The sequence below is a fragment of the Williamsia sp. Y853 genome, assembly GCF_056786495.1.
In genome coordinates this window covers 508,931-535,595 of the sequence record NZ_JBXCJC010000002.1, presented here as the reverse complement: position 1 = coordinate 535,595, position 26,665 = coordinate 508,931, and the positions used below count along the sequence as shown (strand labels likewise).

At 62.3% G+C, this 26,665-nt stretch carries 24 protein-coding genes and 1 riboswitch; of the genes, 12 read left to right on the top strand and 12 right to left on the bottom strand.

Features of this window, described 5'->3' with window-relative positions:
• Positions 1 to 42 precede the first annotated feature (42 nt).
• Positions 43 to 381, bottom strand: a complete 339-nt coding sequence (locus tag AC1TPF_RS14470; protein WP_482137919.1) for a hypothetical protein — start codon at positions 379 to 381, stop codon at positions 43 to 45.
• A 307-nt stretch (positions 382 to 688) separates the two neighbouring features.
• On the opposite strand from AC1TPF_RS14470, the gene AC1TPF_RS14465 reads away from it, so the two are divergent.
• From AC1TPF_RS14465 to AC1TPF_RS14440, 6 genes are all read left to right on the top strand, one after another.
• Positions 689 to 1,561: a universal stress protein gene (locus AC1TPF_RS14465; RefSeq protein WP_482137920.1), complete on the top strand. Its 873-nt coding sequence runs from the start codon at positions 689 to 691 to the stop codon at positions 1,559 to 1,561.
• Between the two features lie 146 nt (positions 1,562 to 1,707).
• Positions 1,708 to 1,853: riboswitch (cobalamin riboswitch) on the top strand.
• Positions 1,854 to 1,975: 122 nt separating this feature from the next.
• Positions 1,976 to 2,941 carry an ABC transporter substrate-binding protein gene (locus AC1TPF_RS14460; protein WP_482144716.1) on the top strand — a complete coding sequence of 322 codons (966 nt, stop codon included), beginning with the start codon at positions 1,976 to 1,978 and terminating at the stop codon, positions 2,939 to 2,941.
• 53 nt (positions 2,942 to 2,994) lie between these two features.
• Entirely contained in the window at positions 2,995 to 3,999 is a 1,005-nt protein-coding gene (locus AC1TPF_RS14455; RefSeq protein WP_482144715.1) for a FecCD family ABC transporter permease, read from the top strand.
• Positions 3,996 to 4,784: an ABC transporter ATP-binding protein gene (locus AC1TPF_RS14450; protein WP_482137922.1), complete on the top strand. Its 789-nt coding sequence runs from the start codon at positions 3,996 to 3,998 to the stop codon at positions 4,782 to 4,784. Before AC1TPF_RS14455 ends, AC1TPF_RS14450 begins: the two co-directional genes overlap by 4 nt.
• A gap of 151 nt (positions 4,785 to 4,935) precedes the next feature.
• The gene (locus AC1TPF_RS14445; RefSeq protein WP_482137924.1) at positions 4,936 to 5,199 is read left to right on the top strand and encodes an Atu4866 domain-containing protein; all 264 of its coding nucleotides are present in this window, start codon (positions 4,936 to 4,938) and stop codon (positions 5,197 to 5,199) included.
• A 244-nt stretch (positions 5,200 to 5,443) separates the two neighbouring features.
• Positions 5,444 to 6,040 (top strand): hotdog domain-containing protein, encoded by a 597-nt coding sequence (locus AC1TPF_RS14440; protein ID WP_482144514.1) that lies wholly within the window; start codon positions 5,444 to 5,446, stop codon positions 6,038 to 6,040.
• Between the two features lie 18 nt (positions 6,041 to 6,058).
• Here the strand turns inward: AC1TPF_RS14440 and AC1TPF_RS14435 are convergent, their stop codons facing one another.
• Positions 6,059 to 6,739: an IF2 family translation initiation factor gene (locus AC1TPF_RS14435; RefSeq protein ID WP_482137927.1), complete on the bottom strand. Its 681-nt coding sequence runs from the start codon at positions 6,737 to 6,739 to the stop codon at positions 6,059 to 6,061.
• A 31-nt stretch (positions 6,740 to 6,770) separates the two neighbouring features.
• Positions 6,771 to 7,328 carry a CsbD family protein gene (locus AC1TPF_RS14430; protein WP_482137929.1) on the bottom strand — a complete coding sequence of 186 codons (558 nt, stop codon included), beginning with the start codon at positions 7,326 to 7,328 and terminating at the stop codon, positions 6,771 to 6,773.
• 333 nt (positions 7,329 to 7,661) lie between these two features.
• On the opposite strand from AC1TPF_RS14430, the gene AC1TPF_RS14425 reads away from it, so the two are divergent.
• The gene (locus tag AC1TPF_RS14425; RefSeq protein ID WP_482137931.1) at positions 7,662 to 9,209 is read left to right on the top strand and encodes an acetyl-CoA hydrolase/transferase family protein; all 1,548 of its coding nucleotides are present in this window, start codon (positions 7,662 to 7,664) and stop codon (positions 9,207 to 9,209) included.
• Between the two features lie 55 nt (positions 9,210 to 9,264).
• Here AC1TPF_RS14425 and AC1TPF_RS14420 read toward each other — a convergent pair whose 3' ends face one another.
• The 8 genes from AC1TPF_RS14420 to AC1TPF_RS14385 are packed head-to-tail and all read right to left on the bottom strand — an operon-like array spanning position 9,265 to position 20,015.
• Positions 9,265 to 10,677, bottom strand: coding sequence for an NtaA/DmoA family FMN-dependent monooxygenase (locus tag AC1TPF_RS14420; RefSeq protein WP_482137933.1), 1,413 nt, complete (start codon positions 10,675 to 10,677; stop codon positions 9,265 to 9,267).
• Positions 10,674 to 12,059 (bottom strand): LLM class flavin-dependent oxidoreductase, encoded by a 1,386-nt coding sequence (locus tag AC1TPF_RS14415; RefSeq protein WP_482144513.1) that lies wholly within the window; start codon positions 12,057 to 12,059, stop codon positions 10,674 to 10,676. Before AC1TPF_RS14415 ends, AC1TPF_RS14420 begins: the two co-directional genes overlap by 4 nt.
• Positions 12,052 to 13,299 carry an acyl-CoA dehydrogenase family protein gene (locus tag AC1TPF_RS14410; protein ID WP_482137937.1) on the bottom strand — a complete coding sequence of 416 codons (1,248 nt, stop codon included), beginning with the start codon at positions 13,297 to 13,299 and terminating at the stop codon, positions 12,052 to 12,054. Before AC1TPF_RS14410 ends, AC1TPF_RS14415 begins: the two co-directional genes overlap by 8 nt.
• Positions 13,296 to 15,008 (bottom strand): dipeptide ABC transporter ATP-binding protein, encoded by a 1,713-nt coding sequence (locus AC1TPF_RS14405; RefSeq protein WP_482144512.1) that lies wholly within the window; start codon positions 15,006 to 15,008, stop codon positions 13,296 to 13,298. The genes AC1TPF_RS14410 and AC1TPF_RS14405 overlap by 4 nt, the downstream gene beginning before the upstream one ends.
• Positions 15,005 to 15,868: an ABC transporter permease gene (locus tag AC1TPF_RS14400; RefSeq protein WP_482137940.1), complete on the bottom strand. Its 864-nt coding sequence runs from the start codon at positions 15,866 to 15,868 to the stop codon at positions 15,005 to 15,007. Before AC1TPF_RS14400 ends, AC1TPF_RS14405 begins: the two co-directional genes overlap by 4 nt.
• Positions 15,865 to 16,890: an ABC transporter permease gene (locus tag AC1TPF_RS14395; RefSeq protein ID WP_482144511.1), complete on the bottom strand. Its 1,026-nt coding sequence runs from the start codon at positions 16,888 to 16,890 to the stop codon at positions 15,865 to 15,867. Before AC1TPF_RS14395 ends, AC1TPF_RS14400 begins: the two co-directional genes overlap by 4 nt.
• A 10-nt stretch (positions 16,891 to 16,900) precedes the next feature.
• The gene (locus AC1TPF_RS14390) at positions 16,901 to 18,544 is read right to left on the bottom strand and encodes an ABC transporter substrate-binding protein (RefSeq protein WP_482137943.1); all 1,644 of its coding nucleotides are present in this window, start codon (positions 18,542 to 18,544) and stop codon (positions 16,901 to 16,903) included.
• A 43-nt stretch (positions 18,545 to 18,587) separates the two neighbouring features.
• On the bottom strand, positions 18,588 to 20,015 hold the full coding sequence (locus AC1TPF_RS14385; protein WP_482137945.1) for an NtaA/DmoA family FMN-dependent monooxygenase: 1,428 nt from the start codon (positions 20,013 to 20,015) through the stop codon (positions 18,588 to 18,590).
• Positions 20,016 to 20,332: 317 nt separating this feature from the next.
• On the opposite strand from AC1TPF_RS14385, the gene AC1TPF_RS14380 reads away from it, so the two are divergent.
• Both AC1TPF_RS14380 and AC1TPF_RS14375 read left to right on the top strand, forming a co-directional pair.
• Positions 20,333 to 20,974 (top strand): GntR family transcriptional regulator, encoded by a 642-nt coding sequence (locus tag AC1TPF_RS14380; RefSeq protein WP_482137947.1) that lies wholly within the window; start codon positions 20,333 to 20,335, stop codon positions 20,972 to 20,974.
• Positions 20,971 to 22,272, top strand: a complete 1,302-nt coding sequence (locus AC1TPF_RS14375; protein ID WP_482137949.1) for an MFS transporter — start codon at positions 20,971 to 20,973, stop codon at positions 22,270 to 22,272. Before AC1TPF_RS14380 ends, AC1TPF_RS14375 begins: the two co-directional genes overlap by 4 nt.
• Here AC1TPF_RS14375 and AC1TPF_RS14370 read toward each other — a convergent pair.
• The gene (locus tag AC1TPF_RS14370) at positions 22,261 to 22,878 is read right to left on the bottom strand and encodes a TetR/AcrR family transcriptional regulator (protein ID WP_482137950.1); all 618 of its coding nucleotides are present in this window, start codon (positions 22,876 to 22,878) and stop codon (positions 22,261 to 22,263) included. The genes AC1TPF_RS14375 and AC1TPF_RS14370 overlap by 12 nt on opposite strands.
• A 150-nt stretch (positions 22,879 to 23,028) precedes the next feature.
• Here AC1TPF_RS14370 and AC1TPF_RS14365 point away from each other — a divergent pair, with 150 nt between their 5' ends.
• From AC1TPF_RS14365 to cysN, 3 genes are read left to right on the top strand one after another with little or no spacing between them, the layout of a single operon-like run.
• The gene (locus AC1TPF_RS14365; RefSeq protein ID WP_482137952.1) at positions 23,029 to 23,817 is read left to right on the top strand and encodes a 3'(2'),5'-bisphosphate nucleotidase CysQ; all 789 of its coding nucleotides are present in this window, start codon (positions 23,029 to 23,031) and stop codon (positions 23,815 to 23,817) included.
• Positions 23,814 to 24,731, top strand: coding sequence for a sulfate adenylyltransferase subunit CysD (gene cysD / locus AC1TPF_RS14360; RefSeq protein WP_482144510.1), 918 nt, complete (start codon positions 23,814 to 23,816; stop codon positions 24,729 to 24,731). The genes AC1TPF_RS14365 and cysD overlap by 4 nt, the downstream gene beginning before the upstream one ends.
• On the top strand, positions 24,731 to 26,632 hold the full coding sequence (cysN, locus tag AC1TPF_RS14355; RefSeq protein WP_482144509.1) for a sulfate adenylyltransferase subunit CysN: 1,902 nt from the start codon (positions 24,731 to 24,733) through the stop codon (positions 26,630 to 26,632). Before cysD ends, cysN begins: the two co-directional genes overlap by 1 nt.
• Positions 26,633 to 26,665: the final 33 nt, after the last annotated feature.

Genomic DNA, 26,665 nt, shown 5'->3' with positions numbered 1-26,665 from the left:
CTGTAGATCGGCGCCTGCGTCCGATCGCCTCATTTGAGGTGGCTACACCGCAATGCTGTCGGCTGGTTCTTCATTGCCGAGGTTGAGGCCACCGAAGTAGTGCGCAAGAAAGAAAGCCATCGCAACTCCGCCTGCGACTACGGCGGTCTCATCCCGGGCAGTTCTGGGACGCCGGCGCAGCAACGCGCTGCCGACAGCGAAGTTGATCGCGCCCCATCCGACATTCTCGATGGGGGAGGACAGCCCGACTCCCGGCGGTTTCGCGAACGGGGTGGGAAACCTCTGGCCGGTTATTCCTTTGACCGTGTGCGGGACAGTGTTGACGAGCAGGGCGCCCGCGATGAATCCCGAGATCGTCCCGGTCGTAGTGCGAGCAAACATCACGTGTTGTCTCCCTTGATGAGCTGGTGAGTCCGAGGCTACTGGAGGAACCGGACATCTGTTTTCTCCACGCGCAGAACGGATATCGGCCCGTCGTCGCACTGGATCAGTGGCATGACACGTGCGCGCGGCAGTCCTTGTTCGAGACCGCTGGTCGACCAGCGGTTGGACAACGCTCGTATCGGCTCAGAGCGAGCTGGACACGTTTCGATGTTTGGTTTGCGGTTCGCCTGCAACCGGCGACCAGATCGGCGATCGTGGAGTGACTGGACATGTTGGACGATCTCAGCTGCAAAGGGGACAGGCAATGGCTACGGTGAACGCGCCAATAGTAGTGGCAGTCGATGGCTCTGAGCACGGGCAAAACGCGCTGACGTGGGCTGTTGCCGCCGCTGAACGTGAAGGTCGGACGTTGCGGGTCGTCACGGCGGTCGGAACCATCGTGGCGGGCTACGCGCCGGGCGTGGTGATGACCCAAGACATCATCGACACCCTCCACGACGACGCCCAGCGCATCGTGGACATCGCTGTCGGTACGGTCAAAGCAGCCAATCCCGACGTCGCAGTCGGGGGACAGGTGTTCGACGGTAAACCCGCGCTCGTATTACGCGAGATCTCCAGCTCAGCGCACATGGTGGTGGTCGGCAGTCGGGGGATGGGCGGAGTCACCGGCCTGCTGCTCGGGTCTGTCAGCACCGACGTCTCCGCCCACGCCGACTGCCCCGTCGTCGTGGTCCCCCGTCGACCTCCCACAGCCGGCCCGGTGGTGGCAGGCGTCGACGGCTCTCCCAACTCGCAAGCAGCATTGACCCACGCCTTCATCCAAGCCGACGAACTGAACACCTCGCTGATCGTGGTGCATGCCGATCCAGGATTCTCCAGTGGCGGGAACGACGGACACCCCGAGGTCAGTCAGCAGGTCCACGATGAAGCCGCCGAGCGCCTCGGCGTACTGATGGCCGGCCACCGCGAGGACCATCCCGACGTTGCGGTCGAAACGCGCATCGCGGCCCAGGCCCCCGCGCCGTACCTCGTCGACACAGCCCGTGACGCTCAACTCATCGTGGTGGGAAGCCGCGGCCGCGGCGGGTTTCGCGGACTGCTCCTCGGCTCGGTCAGTCAGGCCATTCTCCACACCGCTTTCTGCCCGGTCATGGTTGTGCACGCCCCCACCAGGTGACCCGGTGGACTCCGACGATGCGGAAGGCTTCGAACCGGTTCGGAGACAAGTGTTCCCAATTGTCATCACTTTCCATTGATCGAGCTGAGATACGGCCGCCCGATCGAGGAGTGGACAGGCCCGCGGCGGAGGTGCCTGACGGCCGGCATGTCACTGCCGTATATGGTTGCCGAGGCCGTCCATGCGGCCACGATCAGCGAGGGAACCCGGTGTGAATCCGGGACTGACGCGCAACGGTAACGACCTCGAATGGGGTCGGAGTCCGGTTACTCACCGATCGGTCTAGAAGTTCCTCGGCTCCGCGACTGGGCCCTGATGTAGGAGTACCGCTTCATGCGCACATCTTGGCGGCACATTGGTGCCACCGCCCTTATGATCACCTCGGCCCTGCTCCTCTCGGCATGTTCGTCGACGATGGATGAACCGGTGTCGGAGACGATTTCAGACGGGTCCGCCTTTCCGCTGACCATCGAGAACTGCGGTCATACCGTCACCATCGACGCACCGCCGCAGCGCGCGGTGTCGCTGAACCAGGGGTCCACCGAGATCCTGCTCTCGCTCGGGCTCGCAGATCGGATGGTCGGCACCGCCACCTGGACCGATCCTGTTCGTGAGAACCTTGCCGACGACAACTCCCGCGTGCCGCGCCTGGCGGACAACAATCCGTCCTTCGAGGTGGTCCTCGACACCGAACCCGACTTCGTCTCAGCATCTTTCGGTGGCACACTCGGACAAGGTGGCGTCGCCGACCGCGACCAGTTCGACAAGCTCGGTGTGCCCAACTACCTCTCGCCCACAGACTGCGACGGCAAGACCGACGCGAGCGTGAATGCCGACGGTGCCCGCACCGACCCCCTGCGCATCGACACCGTCTACAAGGAGATCCGGGACCTCGCAGCCATTTTCGACGTCCGTGACCGCGGTGAGGCGTTTATCGCCGAACTGCAGCAACGGTTCGAGGCGGCAACGGGATCGGTGGACGCCGCGGGTGTGTCGTTGGCGTACTGGTTCGCCGACACCAAGACTCCCTATATGGCCGGATGCTGCGGTTCGTCGGGCATCATCACCAATTCTGTTGGCGCCGAGAACATATTCGCCGACACCACCAACGAATGGCCTCAGGTCAGCTGGGAGAGCATCCTCGACCGGGACCCCACCGCCCTCGTGCTCGCCGACCTCAGCCGGCGCAGCATCGACGGCGACGCCCTCGACAGCAAGATCGCATTCCTCGAATCGAACCCGGTTACCCAGCGGCTCACCGCCGTTCGCGACAAGCGGTACATTGTGCTCAACGGTGCCGATCTGAACCCGTCGATCCGCACCATCGACGGTGCGGAGAAGACCGCGGCCGCGCTCGAGCAGTGGGGACTGTCGCGCTGACCGCGGTCAGCACCCACCGCGAAGTCCGACCGGCACGGACCGATTCCCGACCGGTGCTCGGGATCCTCCTGTTGGTCGGTCTCGTGGTGCTGGCCGTGTCCATCGCCATCGTCATCACCATCGGACCCGCCAACCTGTCCGTAGGCGACGTATACGCGGTGGTGCTCGATCACCTCGGTCTCGGCAATTCGGGGGTGAGCAGGATCAAGGACGGCATCGTGTGGGAGCTTCGCCTCCCGCGCACACTGCTCGCGGCCGTCTGCGGTGCCGGCCTGGCGCTGTGCGGGACGATCATGCAGTCTTTGCTGCGCAATCCGCTCGCCGACCCGTTTGTCCTCGGCATCTCGTCCGGGGCGTCCACGGGCGCAGTGGTGATCGTTGTTCTCGGACTGGGCGCCGGAGCGGTGTCGCTGTCGGTGGGCGCGTTCCTCGGGGCGGTTCTCTCCTTCGCCCTTGTGATGCTGCTGGCCCTCGGCGCCGGCGGCGGAATGTCCCGGGTGGTGCTGGCCGGAGTGGCCTGTACACAACTGTTTTCGGCCTTGACGTCATTCATCGTGATCTCCTCGGCCGACGCCGAGCAAACCCGCGGTGTGCTGTTCTGGCTCCTCGGTTCGCTGTCCGGTGCCGACTGGACCAATGTCATGCTGTGTGGCACGGTCACCCTGATCGGCCTCCTGGTATGCCTGACGCAGTCGGCAGCGCTGGATGCCTTCACCTTCGGTAACACAGCTGCTGCGTCCCTCGGCATCTCGGTGCGCTGGGTCCGGGTGCTGCTGCTCGGCATCACGGCACTTGTCACCGCAACCCTGGTGAGTGCCGCCGGGGCGATCGGTTTCGTCGGTCTCGTATTACCGCACGCCGCCCGGTTCCTCGTCGGCCCCCGGCACAGTCGGCTGCTGCCCACCGCTGCGGTGGTCGGCGCGACCTTCATGGTGTGGGTTGATACGCTGGCCCGCACTGTTTTTGCGCCCCAGGAAGTTCCGGTCGGTGTCGTAACGGCCCTGATCGGTGTTCCGGCGTTCGCGCTCATCCTCGTCCGGATGAGGTCGAGCCAATGACCCTGTCTGCCAAAAACATTGAATGGAGCCGAGGCGGGCAGTTGGTGCTCGATGGAGTGTCCATCGACCCCGTGAAGGGTGAGACCATCGGTTTGCTCGGCCCGAACGGCTCCGGAAAGTCGTCACTGCTGCGGGTGCTCAGCGGCGTCGCGCATCCGGATGTGGGCCGCGTTCTCCTCGACGACATCGAGATCAGGAACCTGCGGCGACGTCAGATCGCCCGCCGGGTGGCAACGGTGGATCAGCACTCCGATACCGAGGTCGACATCACTGTCCTCGACATCGTGCGGCTCGGCCGCATTCCGCACCGTGGAGTGTTCGGTGGTGATGAGTCCGCAGATGATGTGGCCGTCGAGTTGGCGCTCAAGCGCACCGCGATGACGTCGAAGGCGAATCGACTGTGGCACAGCCTTTCCGGCGGTGAACGTCAGCGCGCTCAGATTGCGCGGGCTCTCGCCCAGGAGCCGGACGAATTGTTGCTGGACGAGCCGACCAACCACCTCGACATCCGGCATCAGCTCGACATCCTGGCCTTGGTGGCCGAACTCCCGCTCACCAGCTACATCGCGTTGCACGATCTCAATCTGGCGGCGATGTTCTGCGATCGGGTGATGGTCCTCGACCACGGGCGGGTTGTGGCCGTCGGCACCCCCGCCGAGGTGATCACCGCCGAGCTGGTGGAAAAGGTGTATCAGGTCCGGGCGTCCGTCTCCATCGACCCTGTCATCGGATACCCCGAGGTCACGTATCGGCCGCAATCGGCGAGCATCCCCGCGCCGGGTTGATCGAACCCAACTGAGTCCGGATTCGCAATTGAGCGTGGGTGCAATGCACCCACGCTCAATTGCAGGATTCGCCATATTCTCGAACCACCTCAACCGGATGTCGGCAGGTGGGAGGGAACGAGAAAGATATGGATTCACGGATGGGAGTGGCATGAGCAGCACATCGACGTCAGACCTCGACGTCGTCGGAATGTGGGTTACGGCAGACGGATACATACGTCAGGAATTGTTACCGAACGGGCGCTACGACGAGGCGCGAGGCAACACTCCCAGCGCTTACACGGGTACGTTTACCGTGATCGGCGCACATCTGGACTATCGCGACGACACCGGATTCACCGCGACCGGGGATGTTCGCGATGGTGTGTTGTACCACGAGCACCTGGTGCTCTATCGCGAGGAACAGACTTCATGAGTCTGTCCTCTCACCCGCATGTCGCTGCGATCGCCCCGACCTGTCTCTCCGACCGCTCGAGGTCGGTTGTCGCGCGATGAGCCCGGCGCCCGGCGACGTGCGGAGGTTGTTCAGTTATTGTCAATGGAATAATCATTCACTCGGACAGGGGTTTTCAATACTGCCCGGCGACGGATCGTCCGACCGTCGAGGTGTCTGCGGTTTCAATGGTTTTGCCGTGCTCAACGAAGGAACATAGTCGGAGATGACAGGTATCGAGAATGGGCGGGTGATCGGCGCGCCGTCCGCTGAGTTGAGCCCATTCGTGGAGTTGATGGACGCATTTCGCGAACTGCAGCAAACGCTTTGTGTGGTCGCGCCGTCGGCAGAGGTGGCACTGGCAGCGGCCGCCGCGCTTGAAGATGTGACTGCGTGGTTGAAGGACTTCGAGGTTCGTCCAGAAGATGATCGGCCCGCCCGGGAGCTCGCAATGCGGGGGATCGGGCATCCGGTGTTTGTCCCGTACCGCGCACACGATACGTCGGACACGACGCTCCTCGGATCCGTCACGTTCAGCTACGCGCACATGGGTGGGGGAGGTGCCGTGCATGGCGGTGTGGTCACGATGCTCTTCGATGACCTCCTCGGCATGTTCGTCGGCCGCAAAGGACTATTCGGTTCGCGTACTGCGTATTTGAAGGTTGACTATCGCAGTGCCACACCGGTCCACCAGGAACTGCGCGTGGACGCGGCGATAGACAGAATCGAAGGCCGGAAGACGTTCGTCACCGGAACCCTCTCCCACGGCGGCGTGGTGTGTGCGGTGGCTGACGCGCTGTTCGTGCAGCCGCAACCCGATTGACCGAAAGTCGCTGTGCGGTCAGTTTTTGTTGTCCGCGCGGTCAGCCTTGCGCTTGTCTTTTTCGGCGTCGGCGAGTTTCTCGATGTGATCGGCCTGGTCGCGTTTGGTTGCCGCGGCGTCCCGCTTGGCTGCTGCTTCCTTTGCTTTTGCTGCAGCGTCAGCGGTCGCTTTCAGTTCAGCCGCATTGATCTTGGCCTGCTCATCCCGCTTGGCGGCTTCGGCCTCTTGTTTGCGCTTGGCAGCGAGTTCGTCGGCCTGTCGCTCGGCCTCAGCGGTCCGTTGCCGAGCTTTCTCAGCGGCGGTTCGTTTGTCTTCTTCCGCCTGCCGTGCCGCCTCATTGATCTCTGCCTGCGTGGTTTCGCGTGCCACCTTCCGGTCTTCGACGGCGTTGTCGGCCTTGGCCTTCAATGTAGCGGCGGCCTGCTGACGCTTGCGCTCGGCTTCGGCCTCCAATTGCGCTGCGCGACCGAGGGCTTCGCTCCGTTTGGTGAGCGCGGATCCGCGTTTTTCGATCAATGGATCCCCCAGAAGATTCCCGACGGTCGAGTCGAGAACACCCAACGAGCGTTCGAACAGAAGCCGGGCGGCCGCCTCCGAATCCAGTCGCGACACGACTCTATCCTCGATGAGCTGCAACGGGATTCGGGCGATCCGGTACTGCGTACGTAGCACAACCAACGGTATTTCGGTGATGTTCATCTGCACTCTCCTCAACTTGTGTGTGGTCGCTCTACGGAAGGTCGGCTTGATCGGTGAGGCCGTCTGCCTGACGTCGCAACCGTTCGGCCTCCGCCCGGGCGCGGTCGGCCTCCGCCACCGATTCCTTGTGTTCGTCGACTGCATCGACAACATCATTTGCGGTCTCGGCGACCTCGACCCGCTCCTGCGCTCGCGCTTGCTGTTGTTTGGCCTTGGCTTCGAGCTCGGCCTGTGTCTGTTCGACCGTGAGCTTGTGCTGCTCCTGCTGCGCGGCCGCACCCTTCTGGGCCTGCTTCACCGTCTCGGCAACCCGCTCGGTCGTCGCGGTCTCGGCTTGCACCTCGGCCCGTTCCTGCGCGCTTTCAGCCCGGGCCTCGGCGGCTTCGTGCTGAGCCTTCTCGGCTTCCGCTTTGGCCAGGGCCTCCTCGGCGTTTGCTTCTTTGCGCTTCTGGGCCTGAGTTTGCTCGAGCTGCCCCTCCGCTGTCAGCGAATCGTTGCCGGTCACAGCGCCGGCCACTTCCTTTGCCTTGCCTTTGACCGAGTCGAAAAGGCCCTTGCGGGCTTGCTCAGCTCTGCTGTCGTCAGTCATGCTCACTCCCTCCATGGCATCGATAGGATGCTCACACGTTGAACCCCGGGTTCAGGTGTCCATTGATTGGTGGGGTTCCCCAAGCTGCTCGGTTCGAACCGGAAAGTCATCCAGCGTGTGACCACGGGCACATTCGGCGGCGGTGTTGGGGGTGTCCCCGCATCCAATATCCGCTCGACTTGTTCGCGTTCGCTGTGGTTGCAACTGGAGCGAACGCAGGTAGTTGGAGCAGATTTCCAATCGTAGATGGCCGGTTTCTTATATCACGCCGCATTGGTCCTGTCGCAGGAATCTGGGCAGATCGTCGTGAAGTGTGGTGCCTATTCTGTTGCCGTGACCACATCAGGGGAGCCCACGACCTCCGGTCGAATTCGAAGCACTGCGTTTGCTCCGAAAGTGATGTCCGCGGCTGACGCCGTGAAGTTCATTCATCCGGGTGAGACTGTCGCCATCAGTGGTTTTGGCAGTGCCGGCACACCCAAGGTCACCATCCCCGCCCTGGCGGCGCGCATCGAGCACACTCGCGGGCAAGGATCGACATTCACGATCAACCTCCTGACCGGCGCCTCCGTGTCCTCCGAGGCCGAGAAGGTTCTCTGCGAAATCGACGGAATCGCTCTGCGGATGCCGTACCAGGCGGAGGTGACGGCTCGTGGACGAATCAACGATGGCCGCATGGACTACGTCGACATCCACCTCTCGCACGTCGCGCAGCAGGTGTGGGAGGGCTACTACGGCAATGTGGATGTGGCCATCGTCGAGATCGCAGGCATCACCGAGTCGGGTGAACTGATCCCCGCCGCCTCGATCGGCAACAACAAGACCTGGCTCGACGTCGCAGACAAGATCATCCTCGAGGTCAACTCCTGGGTGCCCGAGGCGATGGAAGGCATGCACGACGTCTATTACGGCACCGCGCTGCCGCCGAATCGCAAGCCCCTCGAGATCACCCATGTCGAGGACCGCATCGGCCAGACAACATTCCGGGTTGATCCGTCCAAGGTCGTTGCGGTCGTCGAGACCAACTGCCGCGACAGTGCCAGCCCCGTGACCGCGCCCGACGCCGTCAGTGAGGCCATCGCCGACCACGTCCTGGATTTTCTCGACTACGAGGTGCGCGCAGGTCGCTTGCCTGCCGACACACTCCTCCCGCTGCAGGCCGGTATCGGAAACGTTGCCAACGCAGTGCTCGGTGGCTTGGACAGGGGGCCGTACAAAGGTCTGAACTGTTACTCCGAGGTCCTTCAGGACGGCATGCTGCGTCTGATCAAGGACGGAACCGTCGCCCATGCGTCGTCGACGGCCCTGGTCCTGAGTGAAGCCGGCATGGAAGAGCTGACCTCGAACGTCGACTTCTATCGGACTCGCATCACCTTGCGTTCGCAAGAGATCAGCAACCATCCCGAGGTGATCCGTCGTCTCGGCATCATTGCGATGAACGGCATGCTCGAAGCCGACATCTACGGCAACGTGAACTCGACGCACATCATGGGCACGAAGATCATGAACGGCATCGGCGGGTCGGGCGACTTCACCCGCAACGGCTACGTATCCATGTTCCTGAGCCCGTCGACGGCTCGCGGTGGTGCCATCTCCGCAATCGTCCCGATGGTCCCGCACATCGACCACACCGAACATGACACCCAGGTGATTGTCACCGAGCAGGGTTTGGCAGATCTGCGCGGCCTGTCGCCGCGACGTCGGGCACGACTGATCATCGACAACTGCGCGCACCCCGAGTTCCGCCCGTTGCTGCACGACTATCTGTCGCGCGCCGAGGCTATGCCCGGTGCGGGACAGACGCCCCACCTACTGGGTGAGGCCTTCGCGTTCCATCAGCGCTACCTCGACACCGGTTCGATGCGGCTGTCCCAGGTCTGAACTGCTCATACGGCTGATCCAAGAACAGATCGCGGTCGAAAGACGGGGGTCGCGCTCACGCGTCAACCGTGCGAGCGAGTGAGTTTTCGTGAGCTTCCGCCCAGTTGGTTGGGCCGTCGATGAACGCTCCGCGGTAGGCGGCGGCGGGGTGTCGATCGCTCAAACGGTCGGCTCCGAAGAGCTTCTTACGCAGAGTTCCCTCGGCGTAATCACTCTGGGCAAGGCCGCGCTCGCGTAACACCGGCAACACCTTGTCTGCGAACTCCTCGAAAGTCCCTGGTATCACCCAGTTTATGACGTTGATGCCGTCGACACCGGCCGCCTGCCAGAGTTCCAGTGCGTCTGCGATCTGCTCCGGCGTGCCCACCACGACGGTGTCCTTCAGTCGCTGGAGCGACATGTCCCCCACGGTGGGCTCTCGGTCGACGATGTGCTGACGCGCGTAATCCAGGAACCCTTGCATGGTATTGGTCTGGATTTCGCTCAGGGGCGTGTCGGCGGGGTAGACACGCCCGTCCGGGTCGACGATGGCCATGTGTGCGGCGTAGCCGTCGGAGCTCGCGAACTGCTGGTAGTACTCGAACTTCTCGTTCGCTTCGTGCTCGGTGTCGCCGACGACAAAACTGAGACCTTGGTGGAAGGTGATGTCATCGGGGTTCCTACCGAATGACACCGCCAATGCCCGGGTCTCTTCGATCTGTTGGCGCGCGACCTCGGGCGTCGGAGCCACCAGGAAAACTGCTTCGGCATTTCGTGCCGCGAAGGCGCGGCCGGGGCCCGATGATCCGGCCTGGAAGAGGACGGGGGTGCGCTGCGGCGAGGGGGAGGGGAGGAATGGTCCTTCGACCCGGTAGCGCTCACCGGAATGAAAGATCTTGTGCACCTTGGACGGATCCGCATGCAGACTCCCGGCCTTGTCGCCGAGCAGCGCATCGTCATCCCACGATCCCTCCCAGAGCTTGTAGACGACGTCGACATATTCGTCGGCCCAGCGGTAACGCTCGCCGTGGTCTTCCAGGGACTCGTATCCGAAGTTGCGATAGCCGTTGTCCTGGGTGCCGGTCACGATGTTCCAGGCAATCCGCCCCTTGCTGACGTGGTCCAGCGTGGCGAGCTGGCGGGCAAAGTTGGTCGGATGCTGTTGGAACACATTGGACGTCACTGCGAGTCCGAGGTTCTTGGTGTGCGTCGCCAGTGCCGCGACCAGCACGGTTGGATCGTTGCTGGGAATCTGCAGACCCTCGCGCAGGTACACCGAATAGTCGGCCTCGGAATCGCCGTACAGGCCTGAGACATCAGCGAAAAAGATCGAGTCGAACTTGGCTGCTTCCAGGGTCTTGGCGAGATCGATCCAGGTTTCGACGTCGTTGAAATTGCTTTGCTGCGCATCCGGCCTGCGCCACTGTCCGTGGTGGATGTGGCTGGTCGTGTTCATGACAAACGCATTGAAGAAGAGGCGGTTGGTCATTGGGTGCTCCTGCTGTCGGTAATGGGAAGGTGATGAGCGCGGTGGCTTTCCGGCAGGAACGGTCCCCGCTCGAAAAGTTTCTCCCGCAGGGTCCCGGGGGCGTATTCACGCTGAACCAGTCCGCGGTCTTGCAGTACGGGGACAACGAATTCGATGAAATCGTCGAAGGTGTTCGGGCGGACCAACTCAAGGAGTCCGATGCCGTCGATACCCGCGTCGTACCACCGCCCGATCTCGTCGGCAACCTGTATCGGGTCACCGACGATCCGCTTGAGGAGATTGTTGCCGAGCAAAAGGTCCCTGAAGGTGAGCTGTCCGCGTTGCTCTTCTGGCACTGACTCTTTGAGGCCTTTGAGGAATCCTTGCATGCCGTCGGTGGAGAGGTCCGCGAGCGGCTTGTCCAAGTCGACCGAGGCGAAGTCGACATGCAGGTGCCCGCTGATTTGCGCCAGCATCGCCTCGTCGTCGATCGACTCCTGGTAGCGCGCGTCTTTGCGCCGAGCCTCGTCCTCGGTTCTGCCGACAACGATCGAGAGTCCGGCAAAGAACTTCAGGTCCTCTGGCGCCCGGCCCGCGGTCTTGGCCCGGGCACGAAGGTCCGCGACCAGTTCTGCGGCAGCTTCGGGCGACGATGCGGTGACAAAGGTCAATTCGGCATTCGCGGCAGCGAAGTCCCGGCCGACCGGTGACCCGCCCGCTTGGAGCAAGACCGGTGTGCGTTGAGGGGAAGGCGGCACGTGGTGGGGACCCTGAACTGAGAACTGCTTACCCTCATGACCGATCTCGTGGATCTTGTCGGTGTCGACGAATACACCGCTCTCGACATCCCTGACGAGCGCACCGTCGTCCCAACTACGCTCCCAGAGCTTCAACGTGACGTCGAGGAACTCCTCGGCCCAGACGTAACGATCGTCATGCGCAGGCAGCCCGTCGAGGCCGGCATTGCGTGCACCGTTCTCGATCACCGAGGTGACGACGTTCCACGCGATTCGCCCATCACTGAGATGGTCGAGCGTGGACAGCTGTCGGGCGAACGCGTACGGCTTCTGGTAGAACACCGAGCTGGTGACAACGAAGCCGAGATTGGTTGTGTGCGAGGCCAATGCGGTTGTCAGGATGAGCGGATCGCCGGTCGGGAACTGCGTACCGTGCCTGACCGATGCCTCCCAACTGCCGCCATAAACGTCGTAGGCGCCGATGATGTCCGCAAAGAAGAGGAAATCGAAGTGTCCGCGTTCCAAGGACTGGGCGAAGTCGATCCAGTGGTCCAGACGCTCGAATTCTCGCTGTTTTTCGGCCTCCGGTAGACGCCACAGGCCGTGTAGCGCATGTGATCCGTTGTTCATGACAACTGCGCCCAGGATGAGCCTGCGTTCACTCATCGGTTGCACCTGGTGCGCCGGCGGTGACGGCGACCGCATGATCCTGGACTGCCTCCCACGACTTGGTCATCGACGAACTCGGGGACGTGCCGTTCAGCACGTGGTCACCAACGATGGTCTGGCGGTAGATGGCCGGATTGTGGGATGCCAGTGTCCGGGCATTGCGCCAGTGTCGATCGAGCCGGAATCGCTCGGTCACCGCCGAAGCCCCACCGACCTCGAATACCTCACTGGTCAAGCCGAGCACCAACTCGATGACAGCGGTCTGGGCCGAGAATGCCGCCAGGTCGGCTGCATCGAAGAGCTCGGGTGTTGCCTGCTGTGCCGCAACGGCTTCGGCAATGACGCCGACTGCGTCTGAGACGGCCAGTGTGGTCGCAGTCGCTGCGAAAGAGGCGCCGGCCGCCTTGCCGACGACCTGCTGGATTTGTGGATCCTGTTGGGGGTCAGGGTAAGCCGGATTCATCAGATTGCGCCCACGCTGGTTGACGAATCGTGCGATGTCGTCGACTGCCGCTTTGCTGATTCCGGCAAGGGTTGCCAGGTGGATGAGCTGAAAGAACGCCAGCAGGTACGTTCCTGTGAAGTGGCCGGTGGGATAGGGCTCGACATCCTGGTCCGGGATGAGCACGTCCTCGAATATCGTGGTCCCACTGCCGGTCAGACGTTGCCCGAACCCGTCCCAGTCATCGATCCTCTCCACGCCGGATGCACTGGTGGACACCAATACATTTGCGCTTTGGACAGAATCGACCTTGGCCGAGGTGTGAATCCAGTCGGCGAACAGGCTCCCGGTGGAGTAGAACTTCTTACCGGTCAACCGCCAACCGTCGTCCACCTTGGTAACCGTGGTCGCACTTTCCAAGAACGATCTGTTTCCGGTCTCCGACTGCGCGTTTCCGACCAGTGCGCCCCCGGCGATTATCCGCAACCATCGCTCTCGGACCACGGCGTCGGGATGACTCAACCGGGACTCCACAAATCCGAAGTGCCCACGGAGCAGCTGAGGCAGGTTGGAATCTGCTCGGCCGAGTTCGATGAGCTGACGGATGAATTGGGGGATCGTTGCCCCCAGACCCCCATATTCCACCGGTACCCGGATCTTGCCGAAGCCGGCGTCGCGTAGCCATTCGACCTCGTCGGCAGGCAGTCGGCGATCGGATTCTCGGCCGATGGCACCATCGGCGATTCGTGCGTAAACCGGAGCGAACTGCTCGACGAGGTCAGCATCAGTAGTCATCGAGCAACCCCTAGACGTGGGAGGGCGGTCAGAAGCCCTTGAGTGTAAGCGTGTTTCGGACGTTCGAAGACGTCATCGGCCGACCCTGATTCGACGACTTTGCCGTCTTTCATCACGAGTATCCGGTCACTCATGTGATGGATCACGCCGAGATCGTGGGAGATGAACAGGTAGCTCACACCCAACTCGTCCTGGAGGTCGGTGAGCAGATCGAGAACCTGCGCCTGGATCGAGACGTCGAGAGCGGAAACCGGTTCATCGCAGACGATCACGTTTGGTTCCGGAGCCAACGCCCGGGCGATCGCGACGCGCTGCCGCTGACCACCTGAGAGTCGCAAGGGCGAGGCCGACAGATGACGGTCGGACAATCCGACCTGCTCGAGGAGACGGACGCTACGCTCGAGTGCCTCAGTCCGGCCGGCGGGCGGCCGTTTTCCGGTCGAGAGGGCGTCGGCCAGGATTCGACCGACCGGCCATCGAGGGTCGAATGAACTGAGCGGATCCTGGTAGACAACGCCGATCTGGCTTCGCCGGTGTCGTCGCCGGTCTGACGTGAGTGCTGTCCATGGCTCGCCGTGCAGGAAGACGTCGCCTGCGGTGGACTCGACGAGCGCCAAGGCCATACGCGCGGTGGTTGTTTTTCCGGAGCCGGATTCGCCGACGATGCCAAGTGTTTCGCCACCGAAGAGTTCGAACGAGACGTCGTCGACAACGGTCCGGTCGACTTTGTCCGGACCGCGGTAGACCTTGGACAAGTGGCGGGCCTCGAGCACGATCCGATCGTTCTCGATGGGTTTGCGGACACGGGGCAGGATTGCCTCGTCCTTGGACGGACGGACCAGCCTTGTGCCTCGGGTGTGGGTGGAAGGAACAGCGTCGAGGAGCTGTCGGGTGTAGGCGTGTTTCGGTTCGCGGAGCACGTCATCGACCGTTCCCTGCTCGACGATCTCCCCGTCCTTCATGACGGCCACGTCGTCGGCGAGCCTTGCCACCACGGACAGATCGTGACTGATCAGGATGATTGCCTGGCCGCTCTGTTTGGTCTCGGCGAGGAGATCGAGGATTTGAGCCTGAATAGTCACATCCAACGCAGTGGTCGGCTCATCCGCGATGAGGAGTGGAGGGGCCAGTGCGATCGCAGAGGCGATCAGGGCTCGTTGTCGTAGTCCACCGGACAGCTCGTACGGTCGTTGGCGCGCCTTGACCTCCGGTTCGGGGACGCCCACCGAACGCAGCAGTTCGATGGCCTTTGCCCGACGCTCGGACTTGGATCCCCAGCCGTGCACCTTGAGTGGCTCGGCCACCTCGTCACCGACTCGGCGGAGCTGGTCGAGGGAAACCATGGCGTCCTGGAGGACGAAGCCGATTTCGCGACCCCGGATACCGCGCCAGGAGCGCTTGCTCTGCCGAAGGAGATCGCGGTCGCCGAGTGTGATCTCGTCGGCCTCGACCCACGCATCGTCACCCGTGAGGCCTACCAGGGTGCGGGCCGTGACCGACTTGCCTGAGCCGGATTCACCGACGATGGCCAGGCACCGGCCTGGACTTGTGCTGAATGAGATCCCTTTGACAACTTCGCTGTCGCCGAAGGAAACCCGGAGGTTTTTGACGGTGAGGACCGGGCCTTGGCCTTGCGCCGCTGCATCTTTGGGTGAGACCGAATGCGCAGGCGAGATCACCTGATCAACGGGGAGAGTGGTTGCGGTCATCTGCCCGCTCCTTCCAATCGTTGTTGGATAGCCCTACCAAGGGTGGTGACTGAGATGACGAAGATCACGATGACCAGACCGGGGAGGATCGCGAGCCACCAACTCGTCGTTATGTAATTGCGGCCCGAGTCGAGAAGCGCTCCCCACTCAGGATTCGGTGGTGGAACACCAAGGCCGAGGAAGGCCAATGCCGAGGCCCACACAATCGACTGGCCGATTCCGAGAGTCACGACCGCGACGAGTGGTCGCATCGCGTTGGGAAACAGGTGACGCGTCAGCACGCCCCAGCGACTGTGCCCCAGGGCGTGAGCCGACTCGATATAGCCGGACTGCTGGACGGTGAGAACTTGCCCACGCACCATGCGGGCGTAGCCAGGCATGGAACTGATGCCGACGGCAACGATCGAAGTTGTCACCGACGGACCGAACACCGCGACCACCAATAGTGCGGCAAGCAGCGAGGGGAAGGCGAAGAAGACTTCGAGGATGCGGGTGATGATCGTATCCACGACACCACCGGCCAACCCTGCCACGAAGCCGAACAGGATGGCCAGACCCATGGCAAGGGCCGTGGCCCCGAGCCCGATGCCCAGTGAGAGCCGGGTGCCGTAGACCACGCGGGAAAAGAGGTCCCGCCCGGCTTCATCGGTGCCGAAGAGGTGGTGCCACGACGGTGCGGCGAGGGCATCGTTCAGGTCGATCTCGGTGGCGGTGAACGGAGCCAGGACACCGGGCGCGATCGCCGCGATCGCTACGAGCCCGATGAATATTGCTGACAGCGCGATGCTCGGACGAATTCCACGCAGCGCGAATCGCTTTGAGCTTACGGTCGCACCGGTGGGTGCCGTGAGGATGGTCATGAGTCACGCAACCTGGGGTCGATGATGGTGTAGACGAGGTCGACGAGCAGGTTCGCCACGATGTAGATCGCGGCAACCACGACGACGATGCCGGTCACGGTGGGGACGTCCCGGCTGCTGACCGCAGTGACGAGGACTTGGCCGATTCCCGGGCGGCTGAAGATGCTCTCGACGATGACTGCGCCAGAGATGAGTGCACCGAGCGCCCAGCCCGACAGGCTGATCGCCGGTAGCACCGCGTGGCGCAGCGCATGGGTGAGCCGTACCGCAGTCTCACCCATCCCGCGTGTCCGGGCTGTGGTGACGAAGGGCTGATCGAGGACCTTCTCGAACTCGTCCCGGATCACCTGACCGAGGAACCCGCTCAGCGGGATGGCCAGGGTGAGAACGGGAAGGACGGTGCCGGCGGCCCCCGACCCGCCGATGACGGGAAAAATCGGGATCTTGACGGCGAAGAGCACCAGCAGGATCATGCCGACCCAATATTGGGGAAGGCTGGCCGTCAACGCCTCGAATGCCGATCCGAAACTGGCCGTTGCCTTGCCCCGCTTCACGGTCAGCAGGCTGACCGTGACCGCGATGACCCACGCGACGGCCAGCGCCAGAACAGTGAGCACCAGACTTGGGCCGATCTGGCCGCCGATGATCTCGGTCACCGGCTTGTACTGGGTGTACGACGTACCCAGATCGCCCTTGAAAAGGCCGCCGACATAGTGCAACCACTGCACGTACAGCGGGTCATCGAATCCGAACTCCTGCTTCACCGGCGCGAGCTGATCGGCGGAGTAGGCCTGCGGGTTACCTGTTCGAAGATTGAGGATCGTGGCCGCCCGGTCCCCGGGAACGAGTAACTGTGCAATCCACGCAAGCGAGGCAGCAGCAATGAGAACCGCGACGGCCGAGAGAATCTTGACGGCGAGACGGCGCGCGGTCCGCGGGGTTGCCCACGCGGGCCGACGCGACTTCTCAGTCGGACGCAATTCTTCGGGCAGCCGCGCCTTCTCAGGAGTGATGGTGGTCATGTCAATTCACTCACTTCGTGAAGTACGCATCGGCGAACACGGGCTCGCCCTGGGTCTTCTCGACCCAGAAATCGTGGAGTCCGTTGGAGACCGCGATCAATGTGTTCTGGGTGTACAGACCGACCCCGGCGGCCTCATCTTGGATGTTCTTCTGCGCCTGCTTGTATTCATCGAAGCCGGCTGCGGTGTCCGCGTTGGTATTTGCCTGATTGATCAGGGCGGTCAATTCGGCGTTGTTGTAGAACGATTTGTTGTTGCCGTTGGGGTTGTTTTCTTCATTCTGGCGCCAGACGATCCAGAGGATCGCCGGACTCGGACTCGTCCAGTAGCCCGGGCTCGCGTCATAGGCATCCGGTCCGCTGAATTCGCCGCCGAAGAGTTCGGCCAGCGTGACCGGGGTCAGCTTCACGTCGAAGCCTGCGTTCTTCCACTGTTCCTGCAGTGCCTGGAGTACGGTCGCGCCCTCTTGGGTGATGATGGAACCGGCCCCGTAGACGACGTTCACCTCAAGCGGCTTACCGTCCTTGGTGTAGATGCCGTTGGTGCCCTTTGTCCATCCCGCCTGGGCGAGCAGTGCGGCGGCCTTGTCAGGGTTGTACGGGTAGGGGTCGCCTTCGAGATAGCCTGGTGTCGACTGCGATACCGCCGGGTTGGGCTCATAGGGAAGCACGCCGTGGAAGCCCGCCTCGACCGCTGACTTGCGGTCCGCTGCATAGGCGAAGGCTTGGCGGACGAGCTTGTCGGTAAAAGGGCCCTGTTCGGTGTTGATGGCGAACGAGTTGGGTTTGCCGGGAGTGATGTAGCGAATCGTGTTCTTGAACTTCGATTGTGCATCCTTCCAATTCACCGTCGGGATTTCGTATGCCACGTCCGTTTGCCCGGTCGTCAGAGACGCGTATCGCGATGTGCCGTCGGGCACGAACTTCCAGTTGACCTGGTCGACGTAAGCGGGCCCCTCATGCTTCGCGGTGGCAGGCCACGAAGTGTAGGCGGGGTTGCGCTTGAAGATCACCTCTTGCCCCTTCTTCCACGAATCGACAGTGAAAGCTCCCGAGCCGATTGGTTTTTCGCAATTCTCTTGCGTGCTCTGGGTCTTGAGTGCGGTCGGCGACTGGATGCCGAAGTAGCCCTGGCCGATGAGCCGGAGGAATTCGGGGTAGGGCTGGTTGAGATGAATTGCCAAGTGCGTCGGGTCAATTGCTTCGGCCGATTCGTAGTACGGATCGATCGAAACCTTGGCCGTCGGGTTGAGGCCGCCGTTCTCGAACTGTTCGAAGTTGTAGGCCACCGCGGCCGCATCGAGCGGCGTGTTGTCGGTGAACTTCACATTGTCTTTGAGGGTGAAGGTGTAGGTGAGGCCATCGGGGGAGACCTCCCAGGAGGTCGCGAGCCACGGTTTGATCGCGTCGTCCTCGTCCACGGTCACGAGCGCGTCAAGTACCTGCCGCGAGATGTAGGCCTGTTGGATCCAACCGCCGAAGATGCACGGTGGCTCCTGGACGTGCGCGTAGGTGATCGTTCCGCCCTGGACCGGGGTGCCTGAACCGTCCGATCCGCTGGAGTCGCCGCCGCCGGCACAGGCAGCGAGTGCGAGGCTCGCAACCAGGGCGCCGGCAGTGGCGATCGCGAATCGTGATCGGGAGAGTACTTTCATGACCGTGCTTTCTTCGAGCTGTCTTGTGGTGCGGAAGGAACTTTCAAGAGGTGAGTTGCGGTTCGGATGTCTGCGGTTCGGGGTCGGAAATCCCTACTCGGTTTGGCAGGTGATTGCCACCGCGGTAGCGGGTTGCGAAGTGGTTCTCAGGTAGGCGATCTCCGCGACCAAAGATCCTGTCGCGCAACGACTCACGCTCGTCGTAGGTGGTGCGCAGACGGCCGCGTGCCCGCAGGACCGGAACGACGAGGTCGATGAAATCCTTTGCCGTGTCATAGGTGTGGTACTGGAGTAGGTTGATGCCGTCCAGGTCGAGGTCGTCGAGCCAACTCTCGATGGCGTCTGCGGCCTGGTCCGGCGTCCCCACAACGAACAGGGGGTGGCGGGAGATGTCGCCGAAGCCGGCGAGGAACTCACCAACGGTGGTCTCCGCGTCCACCGCGCCATGGCGCTTGGACCGTCCCTGATCGAGGCCTGCCAGCTTTTCCTCCGCGGGAAAAGTGGTTGGATCCCAGGGCAATCCGGCGTGCGCGAGGTATCCGTCACGATCAGATAGCTCTTGGTACAACTCGGCTTTGGCGCGCGCCTCTTGTTCGGTCGTGGCAACGATGACACCGGCAGTGGCGATGACTTTCAGGTCGCCACGTTCGCGACCGGCGGCGACGGCTGCGTCCTTGAGTTTGCTCACCAGGGTCTTGATCTGATCGGCGGTACCACCGCCGGTGAACACGACCTCAGAGTGCTTGCCGGCAAAGGCCATCCCGGCATCGGATTGGGTCGCGCTGAACAGCACCGGCGTGCGCTGGCGGCTCGGGCTGGGCAGATGCGGCCCCTCAACCGAGTAGTACTTTCCGACATGGTCGATCGGGCGGATCTTCCCGGCGTCTGCGAAGACGTTGTTGTCCCGATCGGCGATGATCGCATCGTCATCCCAGCTGCCTTCCCACAGCTTGTAGAGCACATCAAGGTACTCGTGCGCCTGTTCGTAGCGGGTGTCGTGTTCGACCTCACCTGCGAGTCCGTGATTGCGTGCGGCATTGGGAAGGTAGGAGGTCACGATGTTCCAGCCGACCCTGCCCTTTGTCAGGTGATCAAGAGTGGAAACACGACGAGCCCAGGCGAACGGCGGCTCGTATGTCGTAGAGAAAGTGATGCCGAAACCCAGGTGCTTGGTCACCGCAGCCATCGCCGGGACGACAACGGACGGGTCATTGTTGGGAATCTGAAGTCCCTGCTTGATGGCGGTTTCGGCGGATCCACGAAACGTGTCGTAGGTTCCGACGACATCGGCGAGGAAGACTGCGTCGAATCCGCCACTCTCGAGGAGTTCGGCCAGCTCGATCCAGTATTCGATGTCGTTGAACCGGAGCCGATTGTTGTCGGGAAGCCGCCAGAGGCCATGAGTTATATGGCTGACGCAGTTCATCTCGAACAGGTTGAGGATGAGCCGCTTCTTGTTGGGTACGCCCATTACGCGCTCAACCTGCGGTGCTGCCACGCGGATGAACGACGCCACACACCTCGGTTGGTGTGGGGTGTCGCGTTCATCGTGAACGTGGCGACCCAGGGCGGTCGCGTCAGCAAAGTCGTGGGCATGGGGGGAAGGTCCTTCTCTGGTCACGAGCAGGTGTGCAAGGGACACCGTAGGCCGAGATCCATGTTGTCTCATACTCTTTCGACCTAGATGATTTAAAGGCGGAAACGGGGATGCCTGCATCGGGTGACGCGAGTGGGGTGGCTCCGGTCACCATGCATGCAAGCTTGCATGCAAGGTGGCATACTTGTGTCATGTCTGTTGTCACCGGTCCGTTGGCGGCCGAACGCGCGTACACCTACACGAAGTCCCAGATCATCACCGGGGGATTGGCCGGCGGCCAGCTCGTGAGTGAGGCCGCGATCGGTGCCGAGCTCGGGATCAGCCGGACGCCGGTGCATGAAGCCTTTCTGCGGCTGGGCTCGGAGCGGTTGTTGGAACTTGCGTCCCGACGGGGTGCGATCGTGCGGCCGATGACTCCGTCGGAGGTGACCGACGTACTCGCCATGCGGGTGGGCATCGAATCTGCCTCGGCAGCACAGGTATTCGCCGCAGGTGGTCCGCCGTCGCGGATTGCGGACCTGTTGTCGCGAAATCTCGACGATCAAGCGCGCTGTGTTGATGGCGGCGACGTGTCGGGCTTCGTCGAACTCGACGACGAGTTCCACGCATTGATGGTCGAGGCTTCAGGAAATGCTGTGGCACAGCACTTTTACGAAATACTGCGGGATCGGCAGCAACGATTGCGCAACCTGCTGTTGCGGGTGGAGATCGGGAACCTCGCTTCGGCCTACGGCGACCACCGCCGATTGTTCGAATGTTTCACCGATGGCGATCGGGCAGGGTTCGCCGCCGCACTCGATGCCCACATGAAGCGTTATCAGGGTGCCCTGTGAGTCTTTACCTCGATCGGAAAGTGGCCGCGGCATCTGAGGGACGTCAACGCCGGGAATGGACACTCGTGTTCGGGGCGCTGTTCGTCTGCGCGTGGTCGGGTAACCAATTCAGCCCGATGCTGTTGTTGTACAAGAACGTCGAGCACTACTCGTCGGCAACGGTGACGTTCTTCCTGGGAATCTACGTCCTGGGATTGGTGCCGGCTCTGTTGATCGCGGGAGCGTTGTCTGACAAATTCGGTCGACGGCCGTTGATGTTCGCCGGCGTGTGGTTCGGGCTGATTGCCAGTCTTCTCCTCGGCGCCGGTGAATTCGGTGCATCCGCAATATATGTCGGTCGTTTGCTGGCCGGAATGTCGGTGGGGACGGCGATGGCTGTCGGAACCAGCTGGCTCAAGGAGCTGTCGCAAGCCCCGTATGACCCAGCGGCGGACCGGGGTTCGGGGGCGCGGCGTGCGTCACTTGCCTTCACCCTGGGTTCTGGTCTGGGTGCGTTGATCGCAGGAAGTCTCGCGCAATGGGGGCCGTTGCCCGAGGTCCTTCCGTACCTGATCCATATCGCGGTGATCGCTCCGTTCGTGTGGTTGATCAGGAAGGCGCCGGAGACGATCGAACGCACCGACGGGCATGGCGACCTTCGGACCAGGTTCGGGGTGCCCTCGGCCCGGCACCGGCGCTTCATCCGGGTGGTGGCGATCTGCGGGCCGTGGCTGTTCATCGCCTGTGGTCTGTCGTACGGCTATCTTCCTGTTCTTCTCGAAGGTGCTACCGGGGGAATGGGTTTGGCATACGCAACCGCGATGAGCGTGGTCGCGCTGGGATCGGGTGCACTCATCCAGCCGATCGCGAAGCGGATCGATTCGGCATCCAGCGCGCGTGGCATCGTTGTTTCTCTGACCACGATGATTGTCGGTCTGGTGGTGATGATCGTTGCGGTCGAGATGAATTCCCCTGTTGTGGGGATTCTCGTGAGCGTGATATTCGGCGTCGGCTTCGGGATCGGACTGGTCTCGGGTCTGCTGGAAGTGCAGCGGATCGCGCCACCGGAAGATCTGGCGAAGTTGACGGGTGTCTTTTATGCATTGTCGTACACAGGTTTTCTGATGCCAACGATCCTTGCCGCACTGACACCTCCCTTCACGACCGTTGTGTTGCTGATGGTTCTGACGGTTCTCGCCGTGGCGTCGACGCTGATCGTGATGGTCGGATATCGAAAGCATCTGCCTCCGGCAACCACGGTGACCTGGGGGCCGTCCGGTACCGACCAGCGCGGCGATAATCGGTTGTCAGTCGAGTGACGTGATCGCCTGGGCCATCGAAGCCGCGGCGAAACGAGTGAACTCGGTCGGATCGAGATCGGGAGCCCAACTGTTGACGATGGTGTCTGCCACGCCCCGCAGGCCGGAGAGTACAAACGGCAGCAGTGCCGGATCGTCTTTCAGGTGTAGGCCCTCGATTGATGCCGCCTCCCGGAGTGCGCTGTAGAGCGCGTCGTTGTACTGCTGCGCCGTCTTGCGCACCTCACGGATCGACTCGCGTTCGGTGTGATCGTCACCTTCGATGTCTCGCCACGTCCCGGCGAAGCGGCCCACCCTGGCCCACTGTCGCGCGGCTTCGGGAATGATGCTCGCGAGCAGCGCCGCGACTCCCTGGTCGCGGGGGAGGGCGGCCACGAATATCCGCGATTCGACCTGGCTCTCGCTCAGCAGCGCGACGAAGATGTCTGGCTTGTCCACGAAATACTGGTAGATCAGGCCGGTGCTGGTCCCTGACCGTTTTGCCACAGACCGAATGGTCAGTGCCGTGTATCCGCCCTCGTCCAACAGGGCTGCGGCCGCATCCAGAGTCCGGCGTCGCCTGGCTTCGGCGTCGCCGTAGATCGACTTTTTTTCCGTTTCGCCCACCGGCCAACCGTAGTCGCTTCCAAGCACTTTTCAATTGAGTGCCGTTGAGGCAGACCCTGATGCGCGCGTCCGCAGGCGTTTCGAAGTAGAGAATGAACAATGTTCGAACTAGGATTGAACAGTGTTCATTCTCATGTTACGGTTCGATCTATGACCCACGCCACAACGAGTGAGCCAAACCCACCGTCGGCGATAGCCGATGGCGAAGACCAGCTTGCAGCGGTCGAGTTCGCCACTGCGGCAGGCCAACTACTCGTCGAGATTCGACAGGATCTCGATATCGCGACTCGCGATCCAAGTCAGATCCGGGACGAAGGGGACCGGCGTAGCCACGAGTTCCTTGTCGATGCGATCACCCGGAGATTCCCTGGCGACTCGGTCCTGTCCGAGGAAGGGGTCGACGACAAGCGTCGCCTGACCGCCGAGCGGGTGTGGATCGTCGACCCCCTCGACGGCACCCGCGAGTTCGGAGAATCAGGGCGCACAGACTGGGCCGTTCACGTCGCGCTCGTCGAGCACGGTCGGTTGACTGTCGGCGCTGTGGCGATGCCGGCCCTGGGAACGACGTATTCGACACGCGATGTGGCGGTCGCGACACAGGCAATTCCCCGCCGCCCACGGGTTGTCGTCAGTCGCACACGCAGGCCTGAGCCGGTCATGACGATGGCCGCGGGCCTTGACGCCGAGCTCATCGAGATGGGGTCGGCCGGAGCGAAGGCGATGGCGGTGGTGCGCGGTGACGCAGATGTCTATGCCCATGCCGGCGGGCAGTACGAGTGGGATTCTGCGGCCCCCGTTGCCGTCGCGCACGCTGCCGGACTTCACGTTTCACGTATCGACGGGTCCGAACTCGTCTACAACCAGGAAAATCCTTGGCTGCCCGATCTGCTGATCTGCCGGGCCGAACTCGCCGGCATTGCATTGGAGCTACTGAAATGACCCAAACATTAACCCGTACACTGACTCACCTCGAACGGCTCGAGGCCGAGAGTATCCACATCATGCGCGAAGCCGTTGCCGAGAGCGAAAACCCGGTGATGCTGTATTCGGTCGGCAAGGACAGCGCGGTTATGCTACATCTCGCACGCAAGGCATTTTACCCGTCGCGGCTACCGTTCCCGTTGCTTCACGTGGACACCACCTGGAAGTTCCGGGAAATGTACAAGCTGCGCGACGAGTCCGCTGCCACAGGTGATTTCGATCTGATCGTCCACAAGAATCCGGAGTGCGTCGAGAAGGGGATCAACCCGTTCACGCACGGCTCTGCGACCCACACCGACATGTGGAAGACCGAAGGGCTCAAGCAGGCGCTCGATCTTCACAAGTTCGACGCCGCTTTCGGTGGAGCCCGGCGCGACGAGGAGAAGTCCCGCGCCAAGGAAAGGATCTTTTCGATCCGATCGGCCGAGCACCGGTGGGATCCCAAGCAGCAGCGGCCCGAGCTGTGGCACATGTACAACGTCCGCAAATCCCCTGGCGAGAGCCTGCGCGTGTTCCCGCTGTCGAACTGGACCGAACTCGATGTCTGGGAGTACATCCGGCAGGAGAACATTCCCATCGTGCCGCTCTACTTCGCCGACAAGCGTCCCGTCGTCGAACGCGACGGCACGCTGATCATGGTCGATGACGACCGGATGCCGTTGCGACCCGGTGAAGTTCCCGAACTCAAGAGCGTGCGTTTCCGGACCCTCGGTTGCTACCCGCTCACCGGTGCGGTCGAGTCGACTGCCACGTCGCTGACAGACATCATCCAGGAGATGCTCCTGACCACCACCTCCGAGCGCCAGGGCCGCGTGATCGATCACGACAGCAGCGCCTCAATGGAGAAGAAGAAGCAGGAAGGTTACTTCTGATGACCCACCCATCTGCACTGATCGCCGACGACATCGAGCAGTATCTCGAGCGTCACGCCAACAAGTCGATGCTTCGGTTCATCACCTGCGGCAGTGTCGACGACGGCAAGAGCACGCTGATTGGCCGGTTGCTCTACGAGTCCAAACTGGTTTTCGAAGACCAGCTTTCGGCATTGGAGGCCGATTCCAAAAAGGTCGGCACCCAGGGTGAGGGACTCGACTTCGCGCTCCTGGTCGACGGCTTGGCCGCCGAACGCGAGCAAGGCATCACGATTGACGTCGCCTACCGGTATTTCAACACCGAGCGCCGCAAGTTCGTCGTCGCCGATACCCCCGGCCACGAGCAGTACACCCGGAACATGGTCACCGGTGCCTCGACCGCAGATCTTGCTGTGATTCTCATCGATGCCCGCAAAGGCGTGCTCACCCAGACACGTCGGCACTCTTATCTGGTGTCGTTGCTCGGCATCCGCCACGTGGCGCTCGCTGTCAACAAGCTTGATCTCGTGGACTATTCGCAGGACGTCTTCGACAAGATCACCAAAGACTACCGGGCGTTTGCCGCGGAGATAGGTCTCGAGGACGTCGTCGCGATCCCGCTGTCGGCCTACCACGGCGACAATCTCACCGAACGCAGCGCAAACACACCGTGGTATCAGGGGCCCACACTGATCGAACACCTCGAGACCGTGGAGATCTCCAACAAGCTCCACCAGAGCCCATTTCGTATGCCCGTCCAGTGGGTCAATCGACCCGACTTGGACTTTCGGGGATTCTCGGGGCTGATCGTCGGGGGCACGGTACGCCCCGGCGATCGCCTCAGAGTTCTTCCGAGCGGGAAGGAATCGGCTGTGGCACGCATCGTCACGATGGGAGCCGACCTCGACGAAGCAATCGCGGGGGAGTCCGTGACGATCACACTCGACGATGAGATCGACATCAGCCGCGGCGATGTGCTGGCGGCGGTGGACGCGCTGCCGGGTCTGGCAGACCAGTTCGAGGCGCACGTGGTGTGGATGGGCGAAGACGCGATGTTGCCCGAACGTCCGTACCTGTGCCAGATCGGGACGATGACGGTGCAGGCGCGCATCACCAAGCCGAAATACAAGGTGAACGTCAACACGCTCGAACAGACGGCGACAAACACTTTGGCGCTCAACGAGATCGGCGTGTGCAACATCAGCTTCGACCGGCCGGTTCCGTTCGATGTCTATACCGCGAACCAGGACACCGGCGGTTTCATCCTGATCGACCGGCTGACCAACACCACCGTTGGCGCCGGAATGATCGCGCACTCGCTGCGCCGATCGGACAACATTCACTGGCAAGCCGTGGATGTCGACGAACAGGCACGATCAAAGCTCAAAAACCATGAGCCCCACGTGGTGTGGTTTACCGGGCTCTCCGGCTCGGGTAAGTCGACCATCGCCAACGAACTCGAAAGGCAGCTGTACGGTCTGGGCTGCCACACCTACCTGCTCGATGGCGACAACGTACGGCACGGCCTGGGTCGTGACCTCGGGTTCACCGAAGCCGACAGGGTGGAGAACATCCGGCGGGTGACCGAGGTTGCCAGGCTGATGGTGGACGCCGGCCTGATCGTATTGGCGTCGTTCATCTCACCGTTCGGAGCCGAGCGACAAGCTGCCCGCGAGGTCATCGGGTCCGAGAAGTTCTGCGAAGTCTTTATCGACACTCCGATGGAACTCGCCGAGAGTCGAGACCCGAAGGGGCTCTACAAGAAGGCACGTCGAGGCGAGCTGAAAAACTTCACCGGAATCGACTCGCCGTACGAGGCACCCGAGAACCCAGATCTTCACATCGATACCACCACAACGTCTTCGAAAGAAGCGGTCAGGCTGATCATCGAACATCTGCGCAGCCGCGGCGCGATCGCCTGAATGCGCTTCCCGAGTACACCCACCCATCACGGA